This window comes from Burkholderia aenigmatica (genome assembly GCF_902499175.1).
Taxonomy (GTDB): domain Bacteria; phylum Pseudomonadota; class Gammaproteobacteria; order Burkholderiales; family Burkholderiaceae; genus Burkholderia; species Burkholderia aenigmatica.
The window spans coordinates 15,581-37,465 of sequence record NZ_CABVQC010000056.1; the positions used below are offsets into that span (position 1 = coordinate 15,581).

A 21,885-nucleotide genomic window follows, 5' to 3' on the forward strand; every position below is an offset into this window, starting at 1 on the left:
TCCCCCGCACCGCGCATCGCTGCACGACCGGGGCGCTTGCCACCCACGCCTCGGGTCCGACGACGTCACACCGGGCCGCCATGACAGACAGCCCGGCGTTTGCCGGCCCTCATTGATCAAGTCGTATCGGACGGCCGTAACCCGCAGCGCGCGGACAGCCGGAAGCGACGCGAACGCATCGCCAGCGGAAGGAAGAAGGAAAAGTAAAACGCGGGAAGCCGGTCAGCTCAGCAGCACGATGTTGCCGGGCAGGCGCGTGATGTGCGCGCCATACAGACGGCCGACCATGTCGATCACGTCGTCGAGCCGCGTGATCGGGAACTGCGCCTGCATGCGGTTCTCGCCGAGCGACGCGCTGCGCAGGATGACCTTGCCGCGCCGGTAGCGGTTGATCTCGTCGACGACATCGGCGAGCGGCACGCCGTTGAACACCAGCATGCCGCGCCGCCATGCACTGACGGCGCCCGGATCGATCCGCGACACGGGCTGCACGCCACGATCGTCGTAGACGACCTGATCGTCGGTCGCCAGCGTGCGCGCGCCGCGCGGATGCTCGAGCGCGACCGTGCCCGACAGGCAGGTCACGCAGACCTGCGAACCCGTGCGCCGCACGTTGAAGCGCGCGACGGTGGCCTGCATGCGGCCGCCGCCCGCCACCACGGTGACGGGCTGGATCGGTGTCGCGCGGCCGGCCGGCGGCACGGCCGCATCGATCTCCGCCTCGCCAGCGACGACTTCGACGCCGTGCGCGGCATCGCCCGCGGCGAGCACGTCGAGACGCGTCTGCGTATTCAGTTCGACCGTCACGCGCGACGACAACGCGACGCTGCGCTGCTCGCCGGTGCCCGTGTGGTAATCGGCCGCGAGATCGCCGAGCGACGGCCACAACTGCATCGGCGGGCGCAGCGCAAGCCACGACGCGCCGGCCGCCACCGCGAAGCCGATAAACGCGCGCCGCCCGGTGCGCATCGTGCGCTCGCGCTTGGCAACGTTTGCCCAGGCAGCGGCCGCGCGTTCCTCGTGGGCGAGTTCGGTCGCCGCCGTGCGCAGCGAGCGCCAGGTATCGCGCAGCAGGTCGGCGGCTTGCGGACGATCGGCGCACCAGCGCTCGAACGCATCGGCTTCGGCCTGGCTCGCGTCTCCCGAGCGCAGACGCAGCAGCCACGCACTCGCTTCGTCGAGTTCGTCGTGGGCAGGTTCGGCCTGGGCTTTCGTCATCGTCCTGATGCTCAAAATTTACGCGGGCCGCCTCGCGTGCCCGTGTACGGATCACCATCTTCCTGCATGCGCTGCAGGCAGTACTTCATTGCCGCACTCAGCTCGCTTTCGACGAGCCGCAGCGAAATGCCGAAATGCTCGGCGATCTCGCGGTTCAGCAGGCCGTCCACACGGGCGGCCAACAGGATCGCGCGGCGCCGCGGCGGCAGGCCGCGCAACACGTCCTTCAGTGTCTCGACCTTGCGGCGCGCCGCGACGATACGCTCGGGATCGGCCAGTTCGTCGGGCATCTCGAGCAGCGTCTCGACATCGTCGTCGTGCAGATGCCGGCGTTCGCGGCGATGCTGGTCGATCGCAACATTGTTCGCCATCCCGAGTATATAGGCGTCCGCGTTCGTCACCTGCGTGGAAACGTTCGCGTTCTCGAGGCGCAGCCAGGTTTCGTGCAGTGCGTCGGCGGCGCCGTCCTTCGACCCGGTCACACGCTCGAGGCGCCTGACGAGGTACGCGTAGCGCGTCGCCAGCAGCTTCCTGAGCCCGGTGCGGTTGCTGTCGGTCATCGCGGCCTAGCCCCGGACCACCGGCTGCGGCGCCGGACAGCGGAAATGCACGCCGTTGCCGGCCGGCCGCAGCAGGATCGTGACCGGCTGCGGCAGGTCCGCAGGCGGCGCGTCGTCCAGCTTCAATGCGCGCAACGCACGCATCACCGCCGCGTCGCGGGCGGCTGAACCGCTCGATGCCACCATGTTGACCGCCACCACCGCCCCCCTGTTGTCGATGCGCACCTGCGCGACGAGTCGATAGCTGCCCGGCACCGCCCCCGGCTGCCCGCACAGCGCATCGATCAGATGCGCCTGCAGCATGCCCGCGAACGCGCGCCGATCGCCGGAATCGCCGATCCCGTCGATCGGCAAGGCCGCCTCCGCCGGCAGGTCGGCCGTCGCGGGTGCCTGCTCGGCAGCCGGCTGCGCGACGATGATCGCTTCGTCCGGGCGCGAGAATTCCGCACGCAATCCCGTTCCGGCCAGCATCCGCTCGAGCGCGTCGCGCGGCGCGAATTCGCCCTGGACCGGCGCACTCGTGCGCCCGTCGAGCAGCGGCGCCGGCGCCAGCACGATCAGCTCGGTCAGCCGCGCGAAGTCCTGCAAGGTCTTTGCGAGCGGCTGCGCGGGCAGATCGAAATGCACCATGCTGCCCGGCTGGCGGCCGCTGGAACCGGTCTCCTGCGCCTGTACGCCGCGCATGCACAGCACGACGAACGCAAGCCACGCGACGAACGCCAGGACACCGGTCGGCGCCCGTGAACGAGTCATGAATCCCTGGACGGAAGTGGAGTTGCACGTTGCCGTGCGAAACGCGCACCCCCGTGAGCGGTTCCGCGGCAAACGAACGTCAGATTGTGAGCGGGCACTATGACAGTCAGGTGAAGCGTGCAGCGATGCGATTCAACCGCGGCGCGTTCGCGCATCGCGGGCGGGCCGGGCGCCGGGCGCCGCTCACGGCCGACGCACGACGAAGTTGCCGATGCCGGTGCCGACGACGGCCATCCGCACGTCACCGGACCACAGCGTGATCGTCACGGGCACGTCGATGCTTTCGCTGCCGAGCACGACGCGCGACGGTACTTCACCGCCGCCTGTGTAGCGTACCGACACGCCCGTCACCTCGGTTCCCCAGCGGCGTGCGCGATACAGGTCGTCGGTCATCGGGGCCCAGGTACCGCTTTCGGTGCGCTGCACGAAGCGATAGCCTCCGCCGACCGGCTGCCACGCGATCGGAATCGACCGCACCTGCGCCTCGTCACCGGCCGATTCGAGCAGGTTCGCCAGGCGCTGTGCCTCCTCTGCCAGATCGGTGCGGCGATTGCGCGACGGCGCAAGCGTCACGACCGCGACCAGCAGCCCCACGATCACGAGCACGACGAGCATCTCCAGCAGCGTGAAGCCCGCCTCCATATGACGCGCGGTGCTCGAGTGCCGTACCCGCCTGTTCACGCCGGGCATGCCGTCACTGCCACGAGCCGATGTCCGCATCGTTCCCCTCACCGCCCGGTTTGCCGTCCGCGCCGTAGCTGAATACGTCGATCGCGCCATGCGCGCCCGGGTTCAGGTACTGATACGGGTTGCCCCACGGATCCTTCGGCAACCGCTCCAGATAGCCGCCGTCCTTCCAGTTGTTCGGCACCGGATCGGCGGCCGGCTTCTGGACCAGCGCGGTCAGCCCCTGCTCCTGCGACGGATAGCGCCCGTTGTCGAGGCGATACAGGTTCAGCGACTGCATCATCGTGCCGATGTCCTGCTTTGCCGCGATGCGGCGCGCCTCGTCCGGACGGCTCATGATCTTCGGCACGATCAGCGCCGCGAGAATCCCGAGGATCGCCACCACCACCATGATCTCGATCAGCGTGAAGCCGCGTTGCGTGCGGCGTCCCACATAGCCGGCGTACCGCGTTCGGGTTTCGTTGGGCCCCGTCATCATGCATTCACCCTCGCAACAAAGAATGGAAAACATCTTCTGTTCATCGCACCGACCTGCCGCCATGAAACCGCTCGACCTGCTTCGCATCGCGCCATCCCGCGCCGATCTCGTACCACTCGCCGCGACGCTTGCTGCCGCGGCCGCGCTCATTACCGTGTCGCTGTGGGCCGTGCGCGTGCTGAGCGCTGCCGATGCGCCGGTCGCGGCGCTTGCACCGCCGCCCGCGCCGATCGACGTCGCCGCCGGCGCGCGGCTGTTCGGTGCCAAACCCGACGACGGCCGCGATGCCATCCAGCTGCTCGGCGTGCTCGCTTTCGACGCGCGCCGTGCGGCCGCGATCGTCAGCGTCGGCGGCGAAGCGTCGCGTGTCGTGTCGCTCGGCGCGGCGATCGGCGAAGCCGCGCAACTGGCAGAGGTTCGCGCGCGTTCGATCGTCGTCGACCGCCACGGCCTGCAACGCGAGATCACGCTGCCCGCCACGGAGAAGGCCAACGCATACGTGCGTTGAGCCGCGCATCACTGCACCATGTTGTTCAGCTCGATGATCGGCATCATCACCGCCAGCACGATCACGAGCACCACGCCGCCCATCGCGAGGATCAAGAGCGGTTCGAGCAGGCTCGTCAGGAACATCGTGCGGCGCTCCAGCTCGCGCGATTCGCCCTCCGATGCGCGATCGAGCATCGTCGTCACGTCGCCCGTCGCCTCGCCCGAGCGGATCAGGTGCACGAGTACTGGCGGAAACGTCTTTGTATGCGCCAGCGCGCGCGACAGCGCCGACCCCTCGCGCACGCGGACGATCGCGTCGTCGACGTTCGCGCGCATCGCACGGTTCGACAACGTCTCGCCGGCCGCCTGCAGCGCGCGCAGGATCGGCACGCCGGCCGCGGTGAGAATGCCGAGCGTGCTGGCGAAGCGCACCGTGTTGTAACCGCGTACGAGCTTGCCGGCCAGCGGCGCAGTCAGCAGCCACGTGTCGAACCTGAGCCGCGGCGCATCGCGCGACAGCACCTTGCGGATCGCATAAACCATCGCGACCGTCGCGGCGAGCGACGCCCACCACCAGTGCCGCACGAAGTCCGACAGCGCGAGCATCACGACCGTCAGCGTCGGCAGTTGCTGCTTGGTGCTGGTGAACACGTTCGCGACCTGCGGCACCACGTAGCTCAGCAGGAACGTGACGATGCCGAACGCGATCAGCGTGACGATGCCCGGATAGGTGAACGCCAGCAGGATCTTCTGCTTCAGCGCGTTGCTTTGCTCGATGTAGTCGGCCAGGCGCGACAGCACGATGCCGAGCTTGCCGGTGTGCTCGCCGGCCGCGACGAGCGCGCGATAGATCTCCGGGAAATCGCGCGGATGCTGACCCAGCGCATTCGCGAATGAATGGCCGCCGACGACTTCCGCGCGGATCGACGCCATCAGCTCGCGCACGTATTCGCGCTCGGCCTGCTCGCTCAGCACCGACAGCGATTCGTCGAGCGGCAAACCTGCGACCAGCAGGCTCGCGAGCTGGCGCGTGAGGATCGCCTGCTCGCGCTGCGACAGCTTGCGGCCGAGCGACAGCCGTTGATGACGTTCGCCATGCAGGCGTTGCGCGGCCAGCTCGACGACAAGCGGCGTGAGACCTTGCGTGCGCAGATGGCTGCGGCCTGCGCGCGCGCTGTCGGCTTCGAGCACGCCTTTCAGCGTACGGCCGGTGGGATCGATCGCTTCGTAGCGGAATGCCGACATGCCGGTGCTCTCCTGTCACATGCGCGACTGCTTTCGATGACGTCGCGCAGCGTGCCGGACGGAGTCGCCGGGGAAGACTACGAAGCGAACCGGCGCAAATTTGTGACGGATGTTGGGCTACCTTTTCCGGCAGGCTTTATTACCGGGCGGCGATATTCTTATATCGCAAAAAAATTACATGACCACCACCGCAGTCAATTTATTATGCATTGAATATGCGATATTTTATCGGCCATCCTGTTATGCAATTACACATCCAATGGAAGAAATAAATCAAAGAGATGAATATTCATCAACGCGCGGAATGTTCCGTAACATCTGCCACAAAAACGCCTTGGAATTGCGATAGCGCCGCGCCGGCTCGTGCGCGACATCGACAGCTTTTGCGACACTGGATGCAGGGCTCCTGCACGCGATCCGTCGGATCGGCTCCCGGCTGAACGCCAATATCCGGACGCTTCATTTCGTGTCGAATTACGCCCCAGCCGACGATTTATCAATCCGAATAACGCAATCGCTTAGTCGATAAAAATGTTACGCACCATTCGTTATGAAAAATTCACGCTCCTCATTCGGATTTCCTCCTACATTTACCCGGCGGTCCATAAGCATTCCAACCGCAGTAGCAGGGGTTCCCGTATATCTTCGTCCAAGGAAATTTCTCATGAAATCCAGCAAGCGCAAGATCTGTCAAGTCCTCGCTCTCGTTGTTTCCGGTCTGGGCGCCACGGCCGCGATGGCCTCGCCGAACGTGCAAGGCGGCGGTTCGTCGCTCGTCGCTCCGACCATCGGCGCAATCGGCAACAACGCGACCGAAATCGGCCTGTTCGGCACGAACGAAGGCTCGTTCACGTATTTCTCGGTGGGTTCGGGCGCCGGTCAGAACGCGTTCCTGAACAACCAGCCGACGTATCTGAGCCCGGGCCTCACGGGCACGGTCGACTTCGCGAACAGCGATGCTGCGCTGTCGTCCGCGCAACTCACGTCGTACAAGACCGGCACCGGCCTCGGCGTGACGAATGGCCCGCTGATCCAGATTCCGTACATCGTCACGCCGATCACGGTGCCGGTCGTCAACGGCCCGGCCGTGACGAGCACGACGACCCCGCAAACGACGCCGGGTCAAGCGCACAGCATCGCGCTGAATGACAACGACCTGTGCGGCGTGTTCTCGGGCAAGCTGACGAACTGGAACCAGGTCACCAACCCGGAAACGGGCTCGGCCTACACGCTGAACGCACCGATCACCGTCGTCTACCGCTCGGACAGCAGCGGCACGACCGAACTGCTGACCCGCCACCTGGTCGCCGTCTGCTCGGCCGCCAACACCGCCCCGGGCGTCACGTTCGCCGATTCGACGAACTTCACGGCGTCGTTCCCGACCGGCTTCCCGTCGGGCTCGAATTTCGTCGCGGCTTCAGGCAGCGGCGGCGTGCGCAACCAGTTGGTCACGTACGCCACGACGACGACGACCACGACGGCCGCAGTCGCCTATCTGAGCCCGGACTACACGAACACGTACCTCGCGCCGCAGAGCACGGTCACGACGTCGGCCAGCGCAACGCAACTGCCGGTGGCAAGCCTCCGGAACACGGGGAACGGCACGTACTATGCGCCGACGTACGCAAACGCGTCGACGGCGCTGGGTTCGTTCGCACCGCCCACCACGTCGAAGGCAGCCGCCTCCAACCAGGCAAACTGGGTGCCCAACGCGGGCAACCCGGGGTCGGGCTATCCGGTTTCCGGCACCAGCCAGATCATCCTGAGCCAGTGCTATGCCGATTCGAACGTCAAGACGGCCGTGCATGACTTCCTGAACGCTCACTACACGAACGCCAGCTTCGCGTCGATCGTTCACGGCAACGGCTTCGACACGGTTCCCTCGAACTACCAGACGGCCATCTCGAACGACTTCCTGAGCAACGCTAGCACGTGGAACCTCGATATCGGCAACACGAGCGTCTGCACGGGCACCGTGACCGGTCGTTAAGTCCATTCGGCGGCGGATGCTCCGCCGTTGATTCGACCGCGCCCCTGGATCGTCAAGGGCGCGGCTTTTTGTTTACACGTCCAATCGGTATTGCTCATCGTCGCCCGCTCGAGCACGCACCGGGCATCCGGTTGACACAACGGGAAAATCTCATGAAATTGCAACAACGCAACCTCGGCCGGATCATCACTTTTCTGATTGCCGGCATCGGTTCAACGACCGCGGTGGCCTCGCCAAACGTGCAAGGTGGCGGTTCGTCGCTCGTCGCCCCGACCGTCGGCGCGATCGGCAACAGCGCGACCGAAATCGGCCTGTTCGGCACGTCCGAAGGCTCGTTCACGTATTACTCGGTCGATTCGGCCGCGGGCCAGAAAGCATTCCTGAACAACCAGCCGACGTACTTCGGCTCGACGGTCACGGGCACTGTTCACTTCGCGAACAGCGATGCGGCGCTCTCGCCCGTGCAAATCACGTCGTACAAAGTCGGCCTTGGCGCGACCAACGGCCCGCTGATCCAGATCCCGTACCTCATCACGCCGATCACGGTGCCGGTCGTCAACGGCCCAGCCGTGACGAGCACGACGACGCCGCAAACGACGCCGGGGCAGGCGCACAGCATTGCGCTGAACGACAACGACCTGTGCGGCGTGTTTTCGGGCAAGCTGACGAACTGGAATCAGGTCACCAACCCGGAAACGGACTCGGCCTACACGCTGAACGCGCCCATCACCGTCGTCTACCGCTCGGACAGCAGCGGCACGACAGAACTGCTGACCCGCCATCTGGTCGCCGTCTGCCCGACCGCCAGCACCGCCGCGGGCGTCACCTTCGTCGATTCGATGGACTTCACGGCCTCCTTCCCGGCCGGCTTCCCGTCAGGCTCGCATTTCGTCGCTGCTACCAGCAGCAATCTCGTGCGAACCGCGCTCATATCGTTCGCATCAGCGGGGCTAGCCGCAGTCGCTTATCTCGGTCCTAACTGGACCAATACCTTACTAGCCCCGTCAAGCACTGTCGTTACTTCGGCTAGCGCATTGCAACTGCCTGTAGCAAGCCTCCGGAACGCGGCGAACGGCACTTACTATGCACCGACGTATATGAATGCAACGATGGCGCTCGGAACCTCCGTACTCCCGGTGGGCAAACTATCGGCCTCCAACCAGGCAAACTGGGTACCCAACGTGGGCAACCCCACGTCGGGCTATCCGGTTTCTGGCACCAGCCAGATCATCCTGAGCCAGTGTTATGCCGATCCGAACATCAAGACGGCCGTGCATGACTTCCTGAACGCCCACTTCGCGAACGCCAGCTTCGCGTCGATCGTTCACGGCAACGGCTTCGACACGGTTCCCTCGAACTACCAGACGACCATCTCGAACGACTTCCTGAGCAATGCGAGCGGCTATAACCTCGACATCGGCAACACGAGCGTCTGCACGGGCACCGTAACCGGTCGTTAGCGGTCTTCGAACTGGTATTGATCCGCCCTTGGAACACCAAGAGCGGAGTTTTCGCATGTCCAATCGCAAACGTCACCACTCGTGTCACAGAACGGCCGTCCCAAACCATCGCCGCTGAATCTGCTAATCAATATGAAAACGCGAGCCACCGATCGAACCGGCTGCTCGCGTCAGCTTCGCCCTTCGTCAGATTTTGCCTAACCGCCCACGCTCATCCTCGGTCAATGTCGCACGCTGCGTCGGCCCTACCTGACCGAATCCCAATACCGACACCGCATTCGACGCATCGTAGCCAACCTGCTGCCGGTGCTTCTTCGCACCATCACCGCCCGCATCACCGAATCCCTCGACCTGCACCGAAATCGTCCAGCGCCGCGCCGACGCACCGGATGCGTTGTTCTTCGCAATATCCTGCGCGACCTGGGTCGCCGCCGACGCAGCCGCGCTCGCGGCCGTCAACGCTCCCGTGTTCACCGCCTGCACGAGCGGGATACCGGTCGCCTTCCCCGTCACCTGAATGTTGTCGGCGTTCACGACGCGCAGCGCCGCGACGTTCACGTTGCCCGCCCGAATCCCGGCATCGCCCGCATCGACCGTGCCGCGCGGCGCAATCAGGTTGACCGTACCGGGCGGCACGCCCGGCACGGTCTGCAGCGTTGCGATACCTGCACCGGTCACCTGCCCGCGCGCATCGACCGTGCAATAGTGGTTCGCGTCGCACTGATATTGCGGCGCCGGGGTATCGGCCGACGACTTCGCGCCCTTGCCGGCGTTGATGTCGCCGTTCGAGCTCCAGATCGTCATGTCGCCCCCCTGCTCGGTGAAGATCCGGCTCTGCGCGAGCAACACGCTGCGATCCGTGAAGATATTCACGTCGCCTTTCTCGAGCGTCAGGATACCCATCGACCCCGGGCCGGCGATCACGGTTCCATTGTCATTGACGATCTGCGGCGGTGCGGACGTGCTCCCGACCAGCGCCTGCCCACCCGGGCCGAGAATCGACACGTTGCCGCCCTGCTGCGTCTGGATGGTCGTGCCGCGCATATCCAGATCGCCGGTGTCGACCCGCTTGTTCGCTCCATTGCTACCGCCGCCGAGACTGTTGGCCGTGTAGCCCAGCGAAGCCGGGAACAACGTATTGAGCGCCTGATAGCCTCTGGCATATTTCTGGAAATACGGGCTCGCGGGATTGTTGTAGTCCTCCCCGACGCGGGCCAGCACGTTGAACAGCACCTGCTCGGCAAAAAGCTGCTGAACATACTGCGGAAGCACCTTGAATTTCGACCACGCTTGCGCTGCCGTCAGCGGTGCGCTTGCCGGCTGATCGTTCACCAACCCCGTGTCGACCACCTGTCCCGCTTCGTACTGCTGCAAGAATGCGATCAGCGCGGGCGTCGTGCCTGCCCCCCATGCCACCGAGCTCGCCGGATCGATGTAAGTCGAGACGAACGTCGCAGTGTCGACGCCCGGCCCCACGCCGAACAGCACGTTGACGCTCGCGCTTTCATGAGGCAGGTACGGATTATTCGCATTGCCGATCGCATCTATCCCGGTAACCACACCTTGAAGATTCACTTCAATCTGGTTGGTCAGCGGTCCGATGTTCCGCCCCGCCTCGATGTCGAACGTGCCGGGGCCACCCAGTACCAGTGCCGGAACGACGGCGTTCACGGTACCTGCGAACGGCGTATCGTAGATGTCGCGCCCGGCCACGATGCGCGTCACATCGGACTTGCGCAGGTTCTGCCCCTGGAAAGCGAGGTTGACGATGTCTTGCCCGGCCTGGATGAACGTGGGCTTGTCGATCGAGATGGGAACGAGTTGGTCGTAAAAGCCGGTGGCCTGCAAAATCCCGTCGACGATGTCGCCATTCAGGCTATAGATGCGCGCCGGAACGGTATCGCCTTCGTGCAGCGCGCTGGACGCATGAGCGGCCAGCGTCGTGTCGGTCAGGAGCGGCACATTGGCATGAGGATTCGTCGGGGACGGCATCGACGCAGGATCCACATCGAGCACGCCGAACACCGGGGTGCCGTCCCCCCCGCCACTGGTCGCCAGCCCATTGAGGCTGGAAAAGTTGATCGACTGGTCCGCGATCAAGCTCAGATTGCCCGACGGAGACGGAGCAAGTTCTCCGCTGGCCGCTATCGTGATACCACCGGTGAACGCAGTGAGGTTCAATCGGGCAGGTAACACGAACGACATGTCGTTGAGCCCGAATGTGGCACTTGAAGCTCCTCCCCCTATCGTGTCGATCCGCTTCAGCGTGCCGATTGCCACGTCGCCCGTCGTTGACGTGATATTGACAGCCGAATTCGTCGAATAGCCTTGCGCGTCCGCGTATTGCCGATAGGCATTCAACAGTGTAGTGCTCTGCACGTACGACGGGTTGAACACCCTTCCAATGCTGGCGCCCTGGCGGGCGCTCACGTCGAGCGTGCCATCCTGCGTCGCCAGCAACGTATCCAGCGCACCTGGGAGTTGTCCGACCAACAGCGACGGCAACGTGATATCCGAGCCGATCTTGCCGTCCGCGGTAATCGTGCCGACGCCCTTCGCGACGAAATAGCCGCCGCTCAGAATATCCCCGCCGGCGTGTACCGCAAGGTTGCCGCCACCGACCGTATTGACCGTCGGGTTATCCGTATTGGCCGCGGTCAAATACCACGTCGTCGGCAGTGACACCGACAGATCGGCAATATTCCCGCCTGCCGACACGGAAATGTTGCCGCCAGAACTCATCACGCCCTGGTCGAAGGCGCCGAAATTGATCGATGTTTGAACGGTCTGCATCACAGGACGCGTTGCGCCGACGGCTCCCGTCGGATTGCCGATCTGCATCCACTGCCACCAGAATTGGCTGATATCGCTGCCTTGCTGGCCTGTCACCTCACCGGTCGCATCCGTCAAGCGCTCGGCACCGACGATGTTCCCTTGCGCGTGAATGGTGATATCGCCGGCGGAATCGGGGTTGACGGCCGGCGTCACCAGAATGTCCTGCTTGCCGGTCCACAACGGATGCACGATCGCGACATCGCTGCCCTGCGCGGGCGCTCCGGCAGCCGGAGCACCCGCCGTATAAATGACACCGGGGACAACCATCACGCTCGGATCGTTCGCCGGCGTCGAACTCGCATCGAACAGTGCGATGTCATTCGCGGCCGACACATCGATCGATCCCGTACCGGTGCGTAGCGCTGTCGGCGCAAGCAATGCCAAACCGTTGGCGTCCACATAAGCGGTGTGACCGTCGAAGGTCACACTTCCGTTGCCCGGCGATTTCGTCGAAGCCGACGCGGCCTGTACGGCAAGCGGATTCGTGCTGCCCAGATCCGCACCCGCAACCACACGGAAAGAACTGCTTGCTCCTCCAGCCAATGAAGCAGACTGAAGCGGGATCGGATTCGCCGCAGTGGCGACCGGTGATGGCGTATTGTCGGCCACGGCGGGCAAGTTGATCGTCGACGTCGCAATTACCGCGACCGGCTGAACAGTCGGCGGTGTGACAACGTCCACGAACGGATACGGATCGAGTTGATGCTGGTTGCGATAGTTGGCAGCCGCTAAAAGATATGTCTTGTATTGATTCAAATAGATCAGATAGGAGCCTGGATTGATCGCCTGTTCCGAAGCGGTCGGAGCAATCGGTGCAGTGAGACCTGCCACTGATTTACCGGTGCTTCGAAAAGTGCTGATGATGTTGATGTTGTCATTGGTCGGATCCCATCCGAACATGGAATTGATCGTAGTGGCTGTCTCCGTCAGATAATTCGCATACGCTGAATACAATGCATAGTATTCCGCTATTTCGTCCGGGGTCCCGCCCGTCGGCTGACCAGGCCCAAAAGCCAGATTCCGATTGAACCCAAATCCGTTTGTTCCAAAGTAGCGGAGCGTGTATCCGTAGTGATATCCACCTGATCCGGACGGCATGTCGTAAATCGACTGTGTCGCACTCAACGTGGACAACGCCGGCACCGGAATCGTCCCCCCGCCGCCAAGCGGATTCGCGATCTGGAAGAACCCGTCCGTCAGGCTCGCCTTGAGCTTCACGTTGTTCTCGGCGCGCAGCGTCACCACCGGCGCCTCCCCATTGAAACGGAACGCGAGATCCGTCGGCGACGTGCCGGCACCCAGGTTCCAGTTCGTCAGCACCTGAATGTCGCCGCCATTGATCGCCCGGCTCGGATTGTCCAGTTCGATGCCCGGCACCACATGGACGTTCGCGACGTTCTTCCCCGCGAACGGATCCACCAGCGCGTCGAGCCCGTGCTGAACGAAGCCCATCAGCGTACCGGGTGTCGTCGCGGTCGAACCGCCAACCTGATAGCCGTAGAACGTCTGGTGATCGGCATTTGCCGCGCCCGGCGCGAAGTACGTGCCGTTCATCCCGCCGAAGCCGATCGACGCCACGCCGTTGCGCAGTTGCGCCTGATCGCCTGCGCTACCCGTCAGCACCACTTGCGCGCTGGTCGAGTTGTTCGTCAGCGTGCCGCCACCGTCGCCGCTTGCATTCGGCGTGAAGCTGAACGTTATACCGCTCGTGCCCTGCGCCGTGAACGTACCGGCAACCAGATGTCCGTTTCCGTCGTACCAGCCTGCCGGATCGATGATGCCGTCGAAGTGCTGCGCATGCGTCGTCGCATCGGTCGTGCTCCATACCGCATAAGCCTCGAGCGTCGTCGCGCGCGACCCGACGATACCCTTTCCGTCGTTGAATGCCGCCGGCGGATTGACGTTGACGCCGCCGTCCGCAAGCAGCGGCGCACGGAAATTCACCGTCCCGCCCGATAACCCGCCGGCCGTGCCGCCCGACACGTCGATCAGCGCGTTTGCCCCCAGCGTAATCGTCCCCGCGTTCGCACGCGCGATGTTCTCGTAGCCGTAGGTCGCGTTGTACGGATTCGCGACGGTCGGATCGAACGTCGCGCTGGTGCCGATATCGACCTTGCCGCCACGCTGCTTCGGATCGGAGCCGCGCGCCAGCAGCGTGCCTTCGATATCCACACCATTGCGGCCGTACAGGTCAATCTCCCCACCTGCGTTGCCGGATGCGTCGATCGTGCCGAACACGTTCACGTTGCCGTTGACCGTGTCTGCCGCGTTGCCCGCCCCGCCGTCCGCCGTGAGTTGCACCGTACGCGCGACGAGCGTGTTGCCCTGCGACAGCGTCAGGTTGCCCGTGTTCGTGCGGATCGCGATCGACTGGTTCACGCCGCTCGACGCGAGCGTCTTCGACAGCGTGTCGAGATCCGCCGCGCCGCCCGTATTCAGCGAGAACGAGCCACCCGCATAGCCGTTCGCCGCGCCACCCTTGATCGTGCCGTTCAGGTTCACGACCTGTTGCGGCGCGGACAACGCAAGGCTGCCTGCCGCGCCGCCACCATTGGCGCCGGAAAAATCGATCGTCGAGCCGGCCTGGACATCGACGGTACCGGCGTCGGCCGTCAGCGTGATCGATCCGGCCGGCGCGTAGCGCGTCACATCGAAGAATTGCTTCGACACGCCGGCCGAACTCACCGTCGAGCCGCTGCCGATCGTCAGATTGCCGCTGGTCGCCTCAAGGCTCACGTTGCCCGCCGGCGCGGCAATCGCCGCGCCGTTGTCGGCGATCGCGCCGCCGATGAAATGCCACGCACCGCCGACCGGCGTCTTGGTCAGCGCCGTGCCCGATGCGCCATTCAGCGTCAGTGCACCGGTCGTCTTCACGGTCGACGCGGAGCCTGTGTCGGCGAGATACACCGGCGCACCAAACGTCACCGGCAGTGCGCCGAAATCGAACGTACCCGTGCCCTGACCAACGATGCCGCCGGTCGCAGTCATCGTCACCGCGCCGAAACCGCTCAACGTCTTCGTGCCGGTGCCTAAATCGATCTCCTTCGCGTTGACCGTCAGCGTGCCGTTGCCCGGCGCGGCCACGCCGTTCGGCGCCCCGGTCTCGTTCGTGAACGCGATCTGCTGCGCATTCAGCGTCACATGGCCGCCATCGCTCGTGAACGCGCCCGCGCTCAGGTCCACGCTGTTACCGAACGTCGCGTTCACGTCGCCGACGAAGCCGATCGCGCCGTAGCTGCGCAGCGCCACCTGCTGCGCATTCGCGAACTGTGCCAGGCCGGCCGGATCGATCACGAATCCCGGCAGGCTCGCGGCCGCGCCGCCGCTCGCGTTCGTGAACGTGATCGCCGAACCGTCGGCCGTGATCGCCTTGGCCGACAGCACCGCGGACGGATCGACCTTCAGATCGCCGGACGAATCGAGCGTCAGCGCCTGGCCACCTGCGAGCGTCGCACCGGCGCCAACGGTCAGCAGGCCCGTGCCCGTTCCGCCCGTGCGCGTCAGCGGCGCCATCGCGCCGTTCGATACGCGCAACAGTGCGCCGTCGCCGGCGATCGAGAGCGGCTGGTCCTTCGCCGCCGGATAATCGCCCTGCGCGGCGATCGATGCGCCTGCGTCAACGCGCAAGCCGTTCGGCGCGTTCGGATCGGTGCCGCTGCCGTCAGCCTTCGTGACGAGCAGGATCTCGGGGCCTTTCAGCGTCGTGCTCCCGTCGTTCGATAAGACGACGCTGTTCGCGATCGGCGTGATCGCAACGCCCTGCGCCGTCGCTTGACGCGTACCGCCGATCAGCAGGCTGCCCGCGTTCAACGAATCGAGATCGCTTGCGCCGATCTGCAGATAGCCGGCCAGCGCGGCACTGCCGCTGCCGGTGATCTGAATGTCCCGCGACGCGATATCGACCTCGGCCGGCGCGCCACCGGTGCCAGCAGCGGTATTCAACGTCGCGCCGAGCGTCAGCGCCTTCGTCGCCGCCAGCACCAGTTGACCGCCATCCACCGGCAACGGCGGCGTCACGCTGCCTTGCTTCGCCGACTGCGTGGCGAAGAAACTGTTCGCCCCTGTCAGCGTGTACTGCGAGTACTGCTGCCAGACCGGACCCGACTGCACGTTGAACAGCGTCGGCGTCGCGTTGCGGCCGCCCGTCAGCGCGTCGGCGAAATAACCTGCCGTCGTGACCGTCCCGTCGGGCAGCACGGTGCTCGCGCCCGGCACGACGGAGCCGGCCGTACTCGCGACCGTGACGCGATACGCACCCGGCAGCGTCGCATACTTGCCCGGCAGCAGCGTGTAATACCCGGCGGCCAGTCCCGGCACACCGGATAGGTACACCGCCTTGCCGATCCTGTCGCTCAGGCCGGCCTGCCCGACACCGAGCGTCGCGGTCGTCTTGGTCGGCGTGCCATAGACGCTGGTGGCCGGCTGGACCGCCTGCGCGAACACCGGATCGTAGGCCGCCACCGGCGACTGCGCGCCCGGCAAAATCGCGTAGACATTGCCCGCACCGGCATTGACCGGTACGGCCGTGGCGCCCTTTCCGCTCGCGTAGCTCACGTTGTATTGCGACAGCACATCGCGCGTGCCGCCGGTGCCCGGCACCCACTCGGCCGCCTGCAGATCGCCGCCGCCCGACAGGTCGATCGTCGCGCCCTTGTCGAGCGCGACGTTGCCTGCGTTCACGCCGACGTACTTCGCGGGCGGCGCAGTCAGGTCGGCGACTTTGGTGTTGTCCGCCATCGGGTTGAATTGCCATTCGACGCCGTCGACCGTCGTGCCATACGGGATGACTGCTCTGTCGCTTGAGACCGACGTCACGCTGCCGTTCGCGAGCCTGACCGATTCCGTCGCAACGAGCGGCAGGCCGTTGAATTGCGCCTGCGTCGCCGTGCTGGCCGGATCGCCGACACCGAACACGAGCGAACCCGACGGCGCGCGCACCGTACCACCCTGCACGATGTTCGTGGCATCCACGAGCAGCGTGCCGCCGGCCGACAACGGCGTGCCCGACGCGCCGTTCGGCGCGAACGTGATCGTCGTCGGGACAGGCTTGCCGGTGGCCCGATCGTTCGGCCCGACCGCATCGACGATGAACGTGCTGCCGGTCGCCGGATAGAGATCCGCCGCCTTGAAGGTCAGGTTGCCGGAGGTATAGAGCATGCCGGCCGCAGTGGGGGTGGTCGACGACGTCTGGGGCGCGTTCGTCGAGCCGAGGCGAATATCCCCGCTGCTCGTGAAGTTTGCCTGCCCGAAGTTGTTGAGCTGAAACTGGTTCGTCAGATCGATGAACGACGCGTTCACGTTCAGCGTTGCATCGGAAATCGTCTTGACCGGCACGGGCGCTGGCGACCGCGACGTCAGCGTCGGCCCGTTCAATGCGACATACGGTGCATCGATCTCGACCGTCGTGCCGGGCAAATGCCGCGGCGGCTGCGCAAGCAATGCCGAAAGCGTCGTCGAGGGCGCCGAAAGGAGCGTGGCAAGCTGATCCGTCCCGATCGCGGCGATCCGGCCGGCATTCAGCGTCACCGACTCGGGCAAGCTCAGGTTCACGTTCCCGGCGAACGCGATCAGCGACGCCGACGATGTCGCGCTGCCCAGGACGAGATTCGCGATACCGGAGCCGTCCAGGCGGTCGACAGCGAACTGAATGACACCAGTCGGCTGGCCAATCGGCAACCCGGTCGTCGAATCGATCGCCGTCTTGAAACTCTGCCCCGCGATCAGCCCGACCGGCGTCAGCTCGCCGCTTTGCCGGATCACGAGCGTGGTCTCACCGGTACCCGCTCTGCCCTGTTGCGGCAGAATCGTCAGCGCGCCGCCCCGCGCCTGTGCGGCACCGGCGTGAGCAGCCAGCGTCGCGTCGGCAAAGAGCCCATACCCGGCGGACAACGTGATCGAACCCGCATCGCTCCACACCGGCTGCGACGCATACGTGCCGTTCGGCTGCAACTGGTCGAAGTTGGCCGAGGTGCCCGACACGTCGATGTTCGAACCCGGCTGAGCGACCACGTAACCGGCGTCGCTCGACAGCGTGATCGAGCCACCCGGCAGGACCTTGCCGGTGTTCGGCACGACGACCGCCGCGCCGATCCTGACCGGCGCCGCCAGCGGGTTCACGAGCGCAGTGCCCGACACGTCGAGCGTGGCGGCCGAGCCAAGCCAGACCGATCGACTGTCGCTCGGCACGAATATGCCGTATTGCCCCGTCTGCGCGAACGTGTTGCCTGAATCCGCGCTGAGCGTGATCGACCCGCCGGGCGCGACGATCGAGCCGAGCACCGTCACCTGCATCGGCGAACCGAAGCCGATGTTCGCGCCGGCATCCGCATGAATCGACGCGCCGGACGACAACGTGACGGCACCCGTCACCCCCGGATACGACGGTGCCGTATTCGCCGGCGTGATCCATGACGCGTCATTGCCGCCCGTCAATACGAGACTCGTGGGCTGCCGGTGATAGTCGTCGAGACGACCCGACGTCGTCAGGCCCGACGTCGACAGGTTGGCGCCCGTCGCGGTTTGCAGAAGCGCCGGCACATCGGGAATCAGATTTCGTTGCGTTAGCGTCACGGCCGCACCGGGCGCCACGGTCGCGTCGTAGTATGCGTTCAACACATACTTGCCGAAACCCTGCTGCGCGAAAAAGCGCTCCGGCAAATAGACATCCCACGGCGCGGCCGCCTTCGGATCGCCGCCGATCTGGAAGCCGAGTGCCTGCAACGCCAACGTGCCGCCGCCCGAGAAACCGTCGCTGAGGATCGTCCCGCCGAGTGCGATCGTACCGTTGACGGGTTGCGTGGTCGGCATCACCTGGCCGCCGTCGCCCGTATGACCGAACTGCCGGGTGACCGGCTCCGAGTACGCCGACAGCGATACGTTGCCGCCGCGTCCGACCGGAATGCCGTTCTGCATCAGCAACTGGCCGTTCGCCAGCAGTTCGCCGCCGCTCGACACGTCAAGTACGCTGCCGGGACGCAGCAGAATCGATCCCGTCGCGTCCCTGAAACCGTCGCTCGAGTTTCCGACCGTCTGTTCGGTGGTCGATAACGCGATACTGCCGCCATTGATGAACTGGCTATTGCCCGGTGTCGTGCCGGGTGCGGCCTGCACATCGTTGTTGACCCATTGCCCGGCCGCACTGATCACCGCCTGCGGTCCGACGACGATATTCCCGCCGCTCGCAATCGAAATCGTGCCCGACGGTACGATCAGCTTGCCCGCCACGTTGACATCCGCACCGATGGGCATGCTGTTGAGCGAAATGGAGCCGCCCGGCTGCAGGGCCAGCTGCGTGCCTTGCGGCACGACAAATCCCTTGCCGCCGCTCCTGTCCTCGGTCACGTTCAGGTTCGCGAAGCCGCCGTTGTTCAGCGTCGCGACAGGCACCACGGTGGTCGTCAGCACGTTGCGCGGATCGTTCGCGGGCAGCGCCTGCAGTGCCGTCTTGTCGAGCGGCGTGTCGATCGAGAAACCTGGCGCGATGTTGGCGAGCAGCGGCGCATTGTCCTGCAGCACGACCAGGCCCGCGGTGCCCGATGCGACGTCGCTGCTGTTCGACGTCAGGTGCACCAGCGCGCCGCCGTCGAGCTTCGGATCGGCGCCGAGGTTGAACGTCCCGCCGCTCGGCAGGCTGTTGCCCTGCATCTGCTTCGCGCCGCCGAACGCCTGCGCGCTGATGTCGCCGTCGAGCACCGTCGACTGCAGCGCATAGATGTCGAGCGTACCGGCGTTGCCGCCGACGATGTAGTCGCCCTGATAGCCGCCCATCGTCAGCAACGGGTTGTACCACGTCTTCGTCACGCCCCAGCGCGGATGGGATTCGACGAATTGCCCCGCGATGCCGACGTAGGTGTCGTACGGGCTTGCCTGTCCGATCGGCACGAGCGCGCCGTTGGCGTCAACCAGCCGCGTGGTGTTGACGATCCCGCCGTCGTAATGCACATAGCCGCCGTTCAGGTTCATCGACGAACCGTTCGCGGTCATCACCTCGTTGCCCGACAGCGTGATCGAACCGCCATTGGTCAGCAACTGGTCGACCGTGCGCGGAATCAGGTTCACGTATCCCGACAGGTTCAGGATCGGGCTGCCGACCCATTGCACGCCGTCGCTGCGGGTGCCCGTCAGCGTGCTGTCGAACACGAGATTCTTGTATCCGAACAGGAAGCCGTTGCGCAGCAGCGGCGAATCCGCGAGTTCGTTCTGGCCGATGCGGTCGACCGTCACGAGCGTCTGGGAGATCGGCACCTCGACGTTCGCGAGGCCCGATACGTCGATCGTCGCGCCGCTGTCGAGATAGATGCGGCCCGGCACGGCCGTCTGGCCGGCCGGCGGCTGCGCGCCCGATGCCGAGGGCGTCAGCGCCGTGACGGATACATTCGAACCGGGTGCCTCGATCAGCGAGCCGCCCTGGAACCAGACCGAGCCGGCCGTCATGCCGATGCTGCCTGGCGTGAAAGTCGCGCCGGGCGTCGACGGCGTCGTCTGGCCGTTGCCGTCCGGCATCACCGTCGTCACCGAATCGGGGCCGAAGCTCAGCAGGCCGGCGCGGTGTGTGTCGTTGGCGCCATCTAGAACGCTTGTCGGAAGCTTCTGCCCGAAATAGGCCGACCCGGTCGGATTGTTGGAAGAATACTCGTCGACCGTGGAAATCGTGATCGTGCCGGGCGAATTGACGCTCGTCGTCACGCCCACCACGCCGTTCTGCGCGACGCGGCTGCCGAGCAGGTTCACATTGCCGCGCGCGGCCTCGACGATGCCGGTATTGGTCAGCGTACCGGCCGGCGTGATGTCGGTCATCTGACCGTTCGGGCCGAGCAGCGTGATCCTTCCGCTGAGTTCCGGGAGCAGCACCTGCGGATTCGTCGTCGCTCCGCTGTTGGGCCGCAGGCTCACCCCGACGCCGGCCGCCAGCACCACCTGCCCGTCCGTCGCCTTGATATGCCCCGCGTTCGTCACGTTCGGTGCCGCGATCATCACGAAGCCGCCATCGCTCACTTTGCCGTTCGCGTGCGTGGTAATCGACGCACCCTGTTCGATGGTGACGTCGCCCCACGGTTGATACTGGCTCGCGGACGTAAGATTGATCTGGTTGCCCAGACCGAGCACCTCGTTCGGAAACCGGCTGCTACCATTCACCCCGGTCGAACCGCCCGACTCCGGATACGCGAGCCCGCCCGTCGTCCCGGCCGGCAGGCTCAGGAACTGCTTGTTGCTCGCGACGATCCCCGCCGCATCCTGCGCGAGACTGTTGTCCGTCACAACCGGCACCCGGTTCTGCAGGGTCTGGTTGTAGTTGTTCATGTTCAGCAGGTCGAGCGACGACGCCACCAGCGAATGCACGTTCACCTGCGACCCGGCACCGAACAGCACCCCATTCCGGTTGATCACATATACCGCCCCTTGCGCGGTAATGTTTCCCAGAACCTGACTCGGCCTGCCGCTCGGATCGTTGACCCGGTTCAGCACGGCCCAGTTGTTCGCGCCGTTCGTCTGCGTGCCCCCCGACTGATCGAAGTTCAGCGTCGTCTGCCGGCCGACGTTCATCGTCTCCCACGTCAGCACCGCGTTCTGCCCGGTTTGCTTCACGTCGACGTTCACGTGACCGCTCGCGTCGACGTTCTGCGTCGGCGCGTTCGCGTTGAACCACAGCACCGGATTGTTCGTATCGCCCGACGCGCCCGCTGCCACCTGCAGCCCGCCCGGCGCCAGCCCGTTCGGCACGGTCGACGGCAGCTTCGCCGCGGCTGCCGCCGCATTCTGCTGCGCGGCGATCTGCGCGGCGATCGCGTGCGCGGCATAGCCGAGATTGCGGATCGACGGCTGGCTTGCCTGCAGCGCCTGCTGCGGCGACACGCCGAGATTCGGTATGCCCGGCACGCCGCCGACACTGCCCACGCCGCCGCCCGCCGGGCTCGCGGCCACGTGACCGAGGTTCATGATGCCCGCAGCGTCCGCATGGGCGGACACGCCCGCCGCGAGCATCAGCACGACCGCCCGGTAAAGCGGGCTCAGCTCCGATTTCAGGACCGACCGCGAAGCCGTTGCGCGAAGTTGCCGTTCCGTACGTGCACGTGCTGCCATTCTTGCCACCCCGATGCTAGGAATTTGCGCGCGGCGCCGGTTCGGCACCGCTCATGTCGTTGGGCCTGAAACAGGCCGCTGGAATCCGAA

General features: G+C 65.3%; 10 protein-coding genes. 3 read left to right on the forward strand and 7 right to left on the reverse strand.

Features of this window, described 5'->3' with window-relative positions:
• Nucleotides 1-222 precede the first annotated feature (222 nt).
• The 5 genes from BDO18943_RS30965 to gspG all read right to left on the reverse strand — a co-directional run bounded on the left by BDO18943_RS30965 (nucleotide 223) and on the right by gspG (nucleotide 3,693).
• Entirely contained in the window at nucleotides 223-1,218 is a 996-nt protein-coding gene (locus BDO18943_RS30965; protein WP_175025271.1) for a FecR family protein, read from the reverse strand.
• Between the two features lie 11 nt (nucleotides 1,219-1,229).
• Nucleotides 1,230-1,778 (reverse strand): RNA polymerase sigma factor, encoded by a 549-nt coding sequence (locus BDO18943_RS30970; protein ID WP_043177401.1) that lies wholly within the window; start codon nucleotides 1,776-1,778, stop codon nucleotides 1,230-1,232.
• A 6-nt stretch (nucleotides 1,779-1,784) separates the two neighbouring features.
• A complete protein-coding gene (locus BDO18943_RS30975; RefSeq protein ID WP_175025272.1) occupies nucleotides 1,785-2,531 on the reverse strand; it encodes a secretin and TonB N-terminal domain-containing protein in 747 nt (248 codons plus the stop codon).
• Nucleotides 2,532-2,714: 183 nt separating this feature from the next.
• Nucleotides 2,715-3,221: a prepilin-type N-terminal cleavage/methylation domain-containing protein gene (locus tag BDO18943_RS30980; protein WP_235996233.1), complete on the reverse strand. Its 507-nt coding sequence runs from the start codon at nucleotides 3,219-3,221 to the stop codon at nucleotides 2,715-2,717.
• A gap of 4 nt (nucleotides 3,222-3,225) precedes the next feature.
• On the reverse strand, nucleotides 3,226-3,693 hold the full coding sequence (gspG, locus tag BDO18943_RS30985) for a type II secretion system major pseudopilin GspG (protein ID WP_175025274.1): 468 nt from the start codon (nucleotides 3,691-3,693) through the stop codon (nucleotides 3,226-3,228).
• A gap of 64 nt (nucleotides 3,694-3,757) precedes the next feature.
• Here gspG and BDO18943_RS30990 point away from each other — a divergent pair, with 64 nt between their 5' ends.
• The gene (locus BDO18943_RS30990; RefSeq protein ID WP_175025275.1) at nucleotides 3,758-4,204 is read left to right on the forward strand and encodes a general secretion pathway protein GspC; all 447 of its coding nucleotides are present in this window, start codon (nucleotides 3,758-3,760) and stop codon (nucleotides 4,202-4,204) included.
• A gap of 8 nt (nucleotides 4,205-4,212) precedes the next feature.
• Here BDO18943_RS30990 and gspF read toward each other — a convergent pair whose 3' ends face one another.
• Nucleotides 4,213-5,430, reverse strand: coding sequence for a type II secretion system inner membrane protein GspF (gene gspF, locus BDO18943_RS30995; RefSeq protein ID WP_175025276.1), 1,218 nt, complete (start codon nucleotides 5,428-5,430; stop codon nucleotides 4,213-4,215).
• Between the two features lie 664 nt (nucleotides 5,431-6,094).
• Here gspF and BDO18943_RS31000 point away from each other — a divergent pair.
• Both BDO18943_RS31000 and BDO18943_RS31005 read left to right on the forward strand, forming a co-directional pair.
• The gene (locus BDO18943_RS31000) at nucleotides 6,095-7,420 is read left to right on the forward strand and encodes a substrate-binding domain-containing protein (protein WP_175025277.1); all 1,326 of its coding nucleotides are present in this window, start codon (nucleotides 6,095-6,097) and stop codon (nucleotides 7,418-7,420) included.
• 152 nt (nucleotides 7,421-7,572) lie between these two features.
• Nucleotides 7,573-8,880, forward strand: a complete 1,308-nt coding sequence (locus BDO18943_RS31005; RefSeq protein ID WP_175025278.1) for a substrate-binding domain-containing protein — start codon at nucleotides 7,573-7,575, stop codon at nucleotides 8,878-8,880.
• 186 nt (nucleotides 8,881-9,066) lie between these two features.
• On the opposite strand, the gene BDO18943_RS31010 is transcribed toward BDO18943_RS31005, so the two are convergent.
• A complete protein-coding gene (locus BDO18943_RS31010) occupies nucleotides 9,067-21,795 on the reverse strand; it encodes a filamentous haemagglutinin family protein (RefSeq protein ID WP_175025279.1) in 12,729 nt (4,242 codons plus the stop codon).
• Nucleotides 21,796-21,885: the final 90 nt, after the last annotated feature.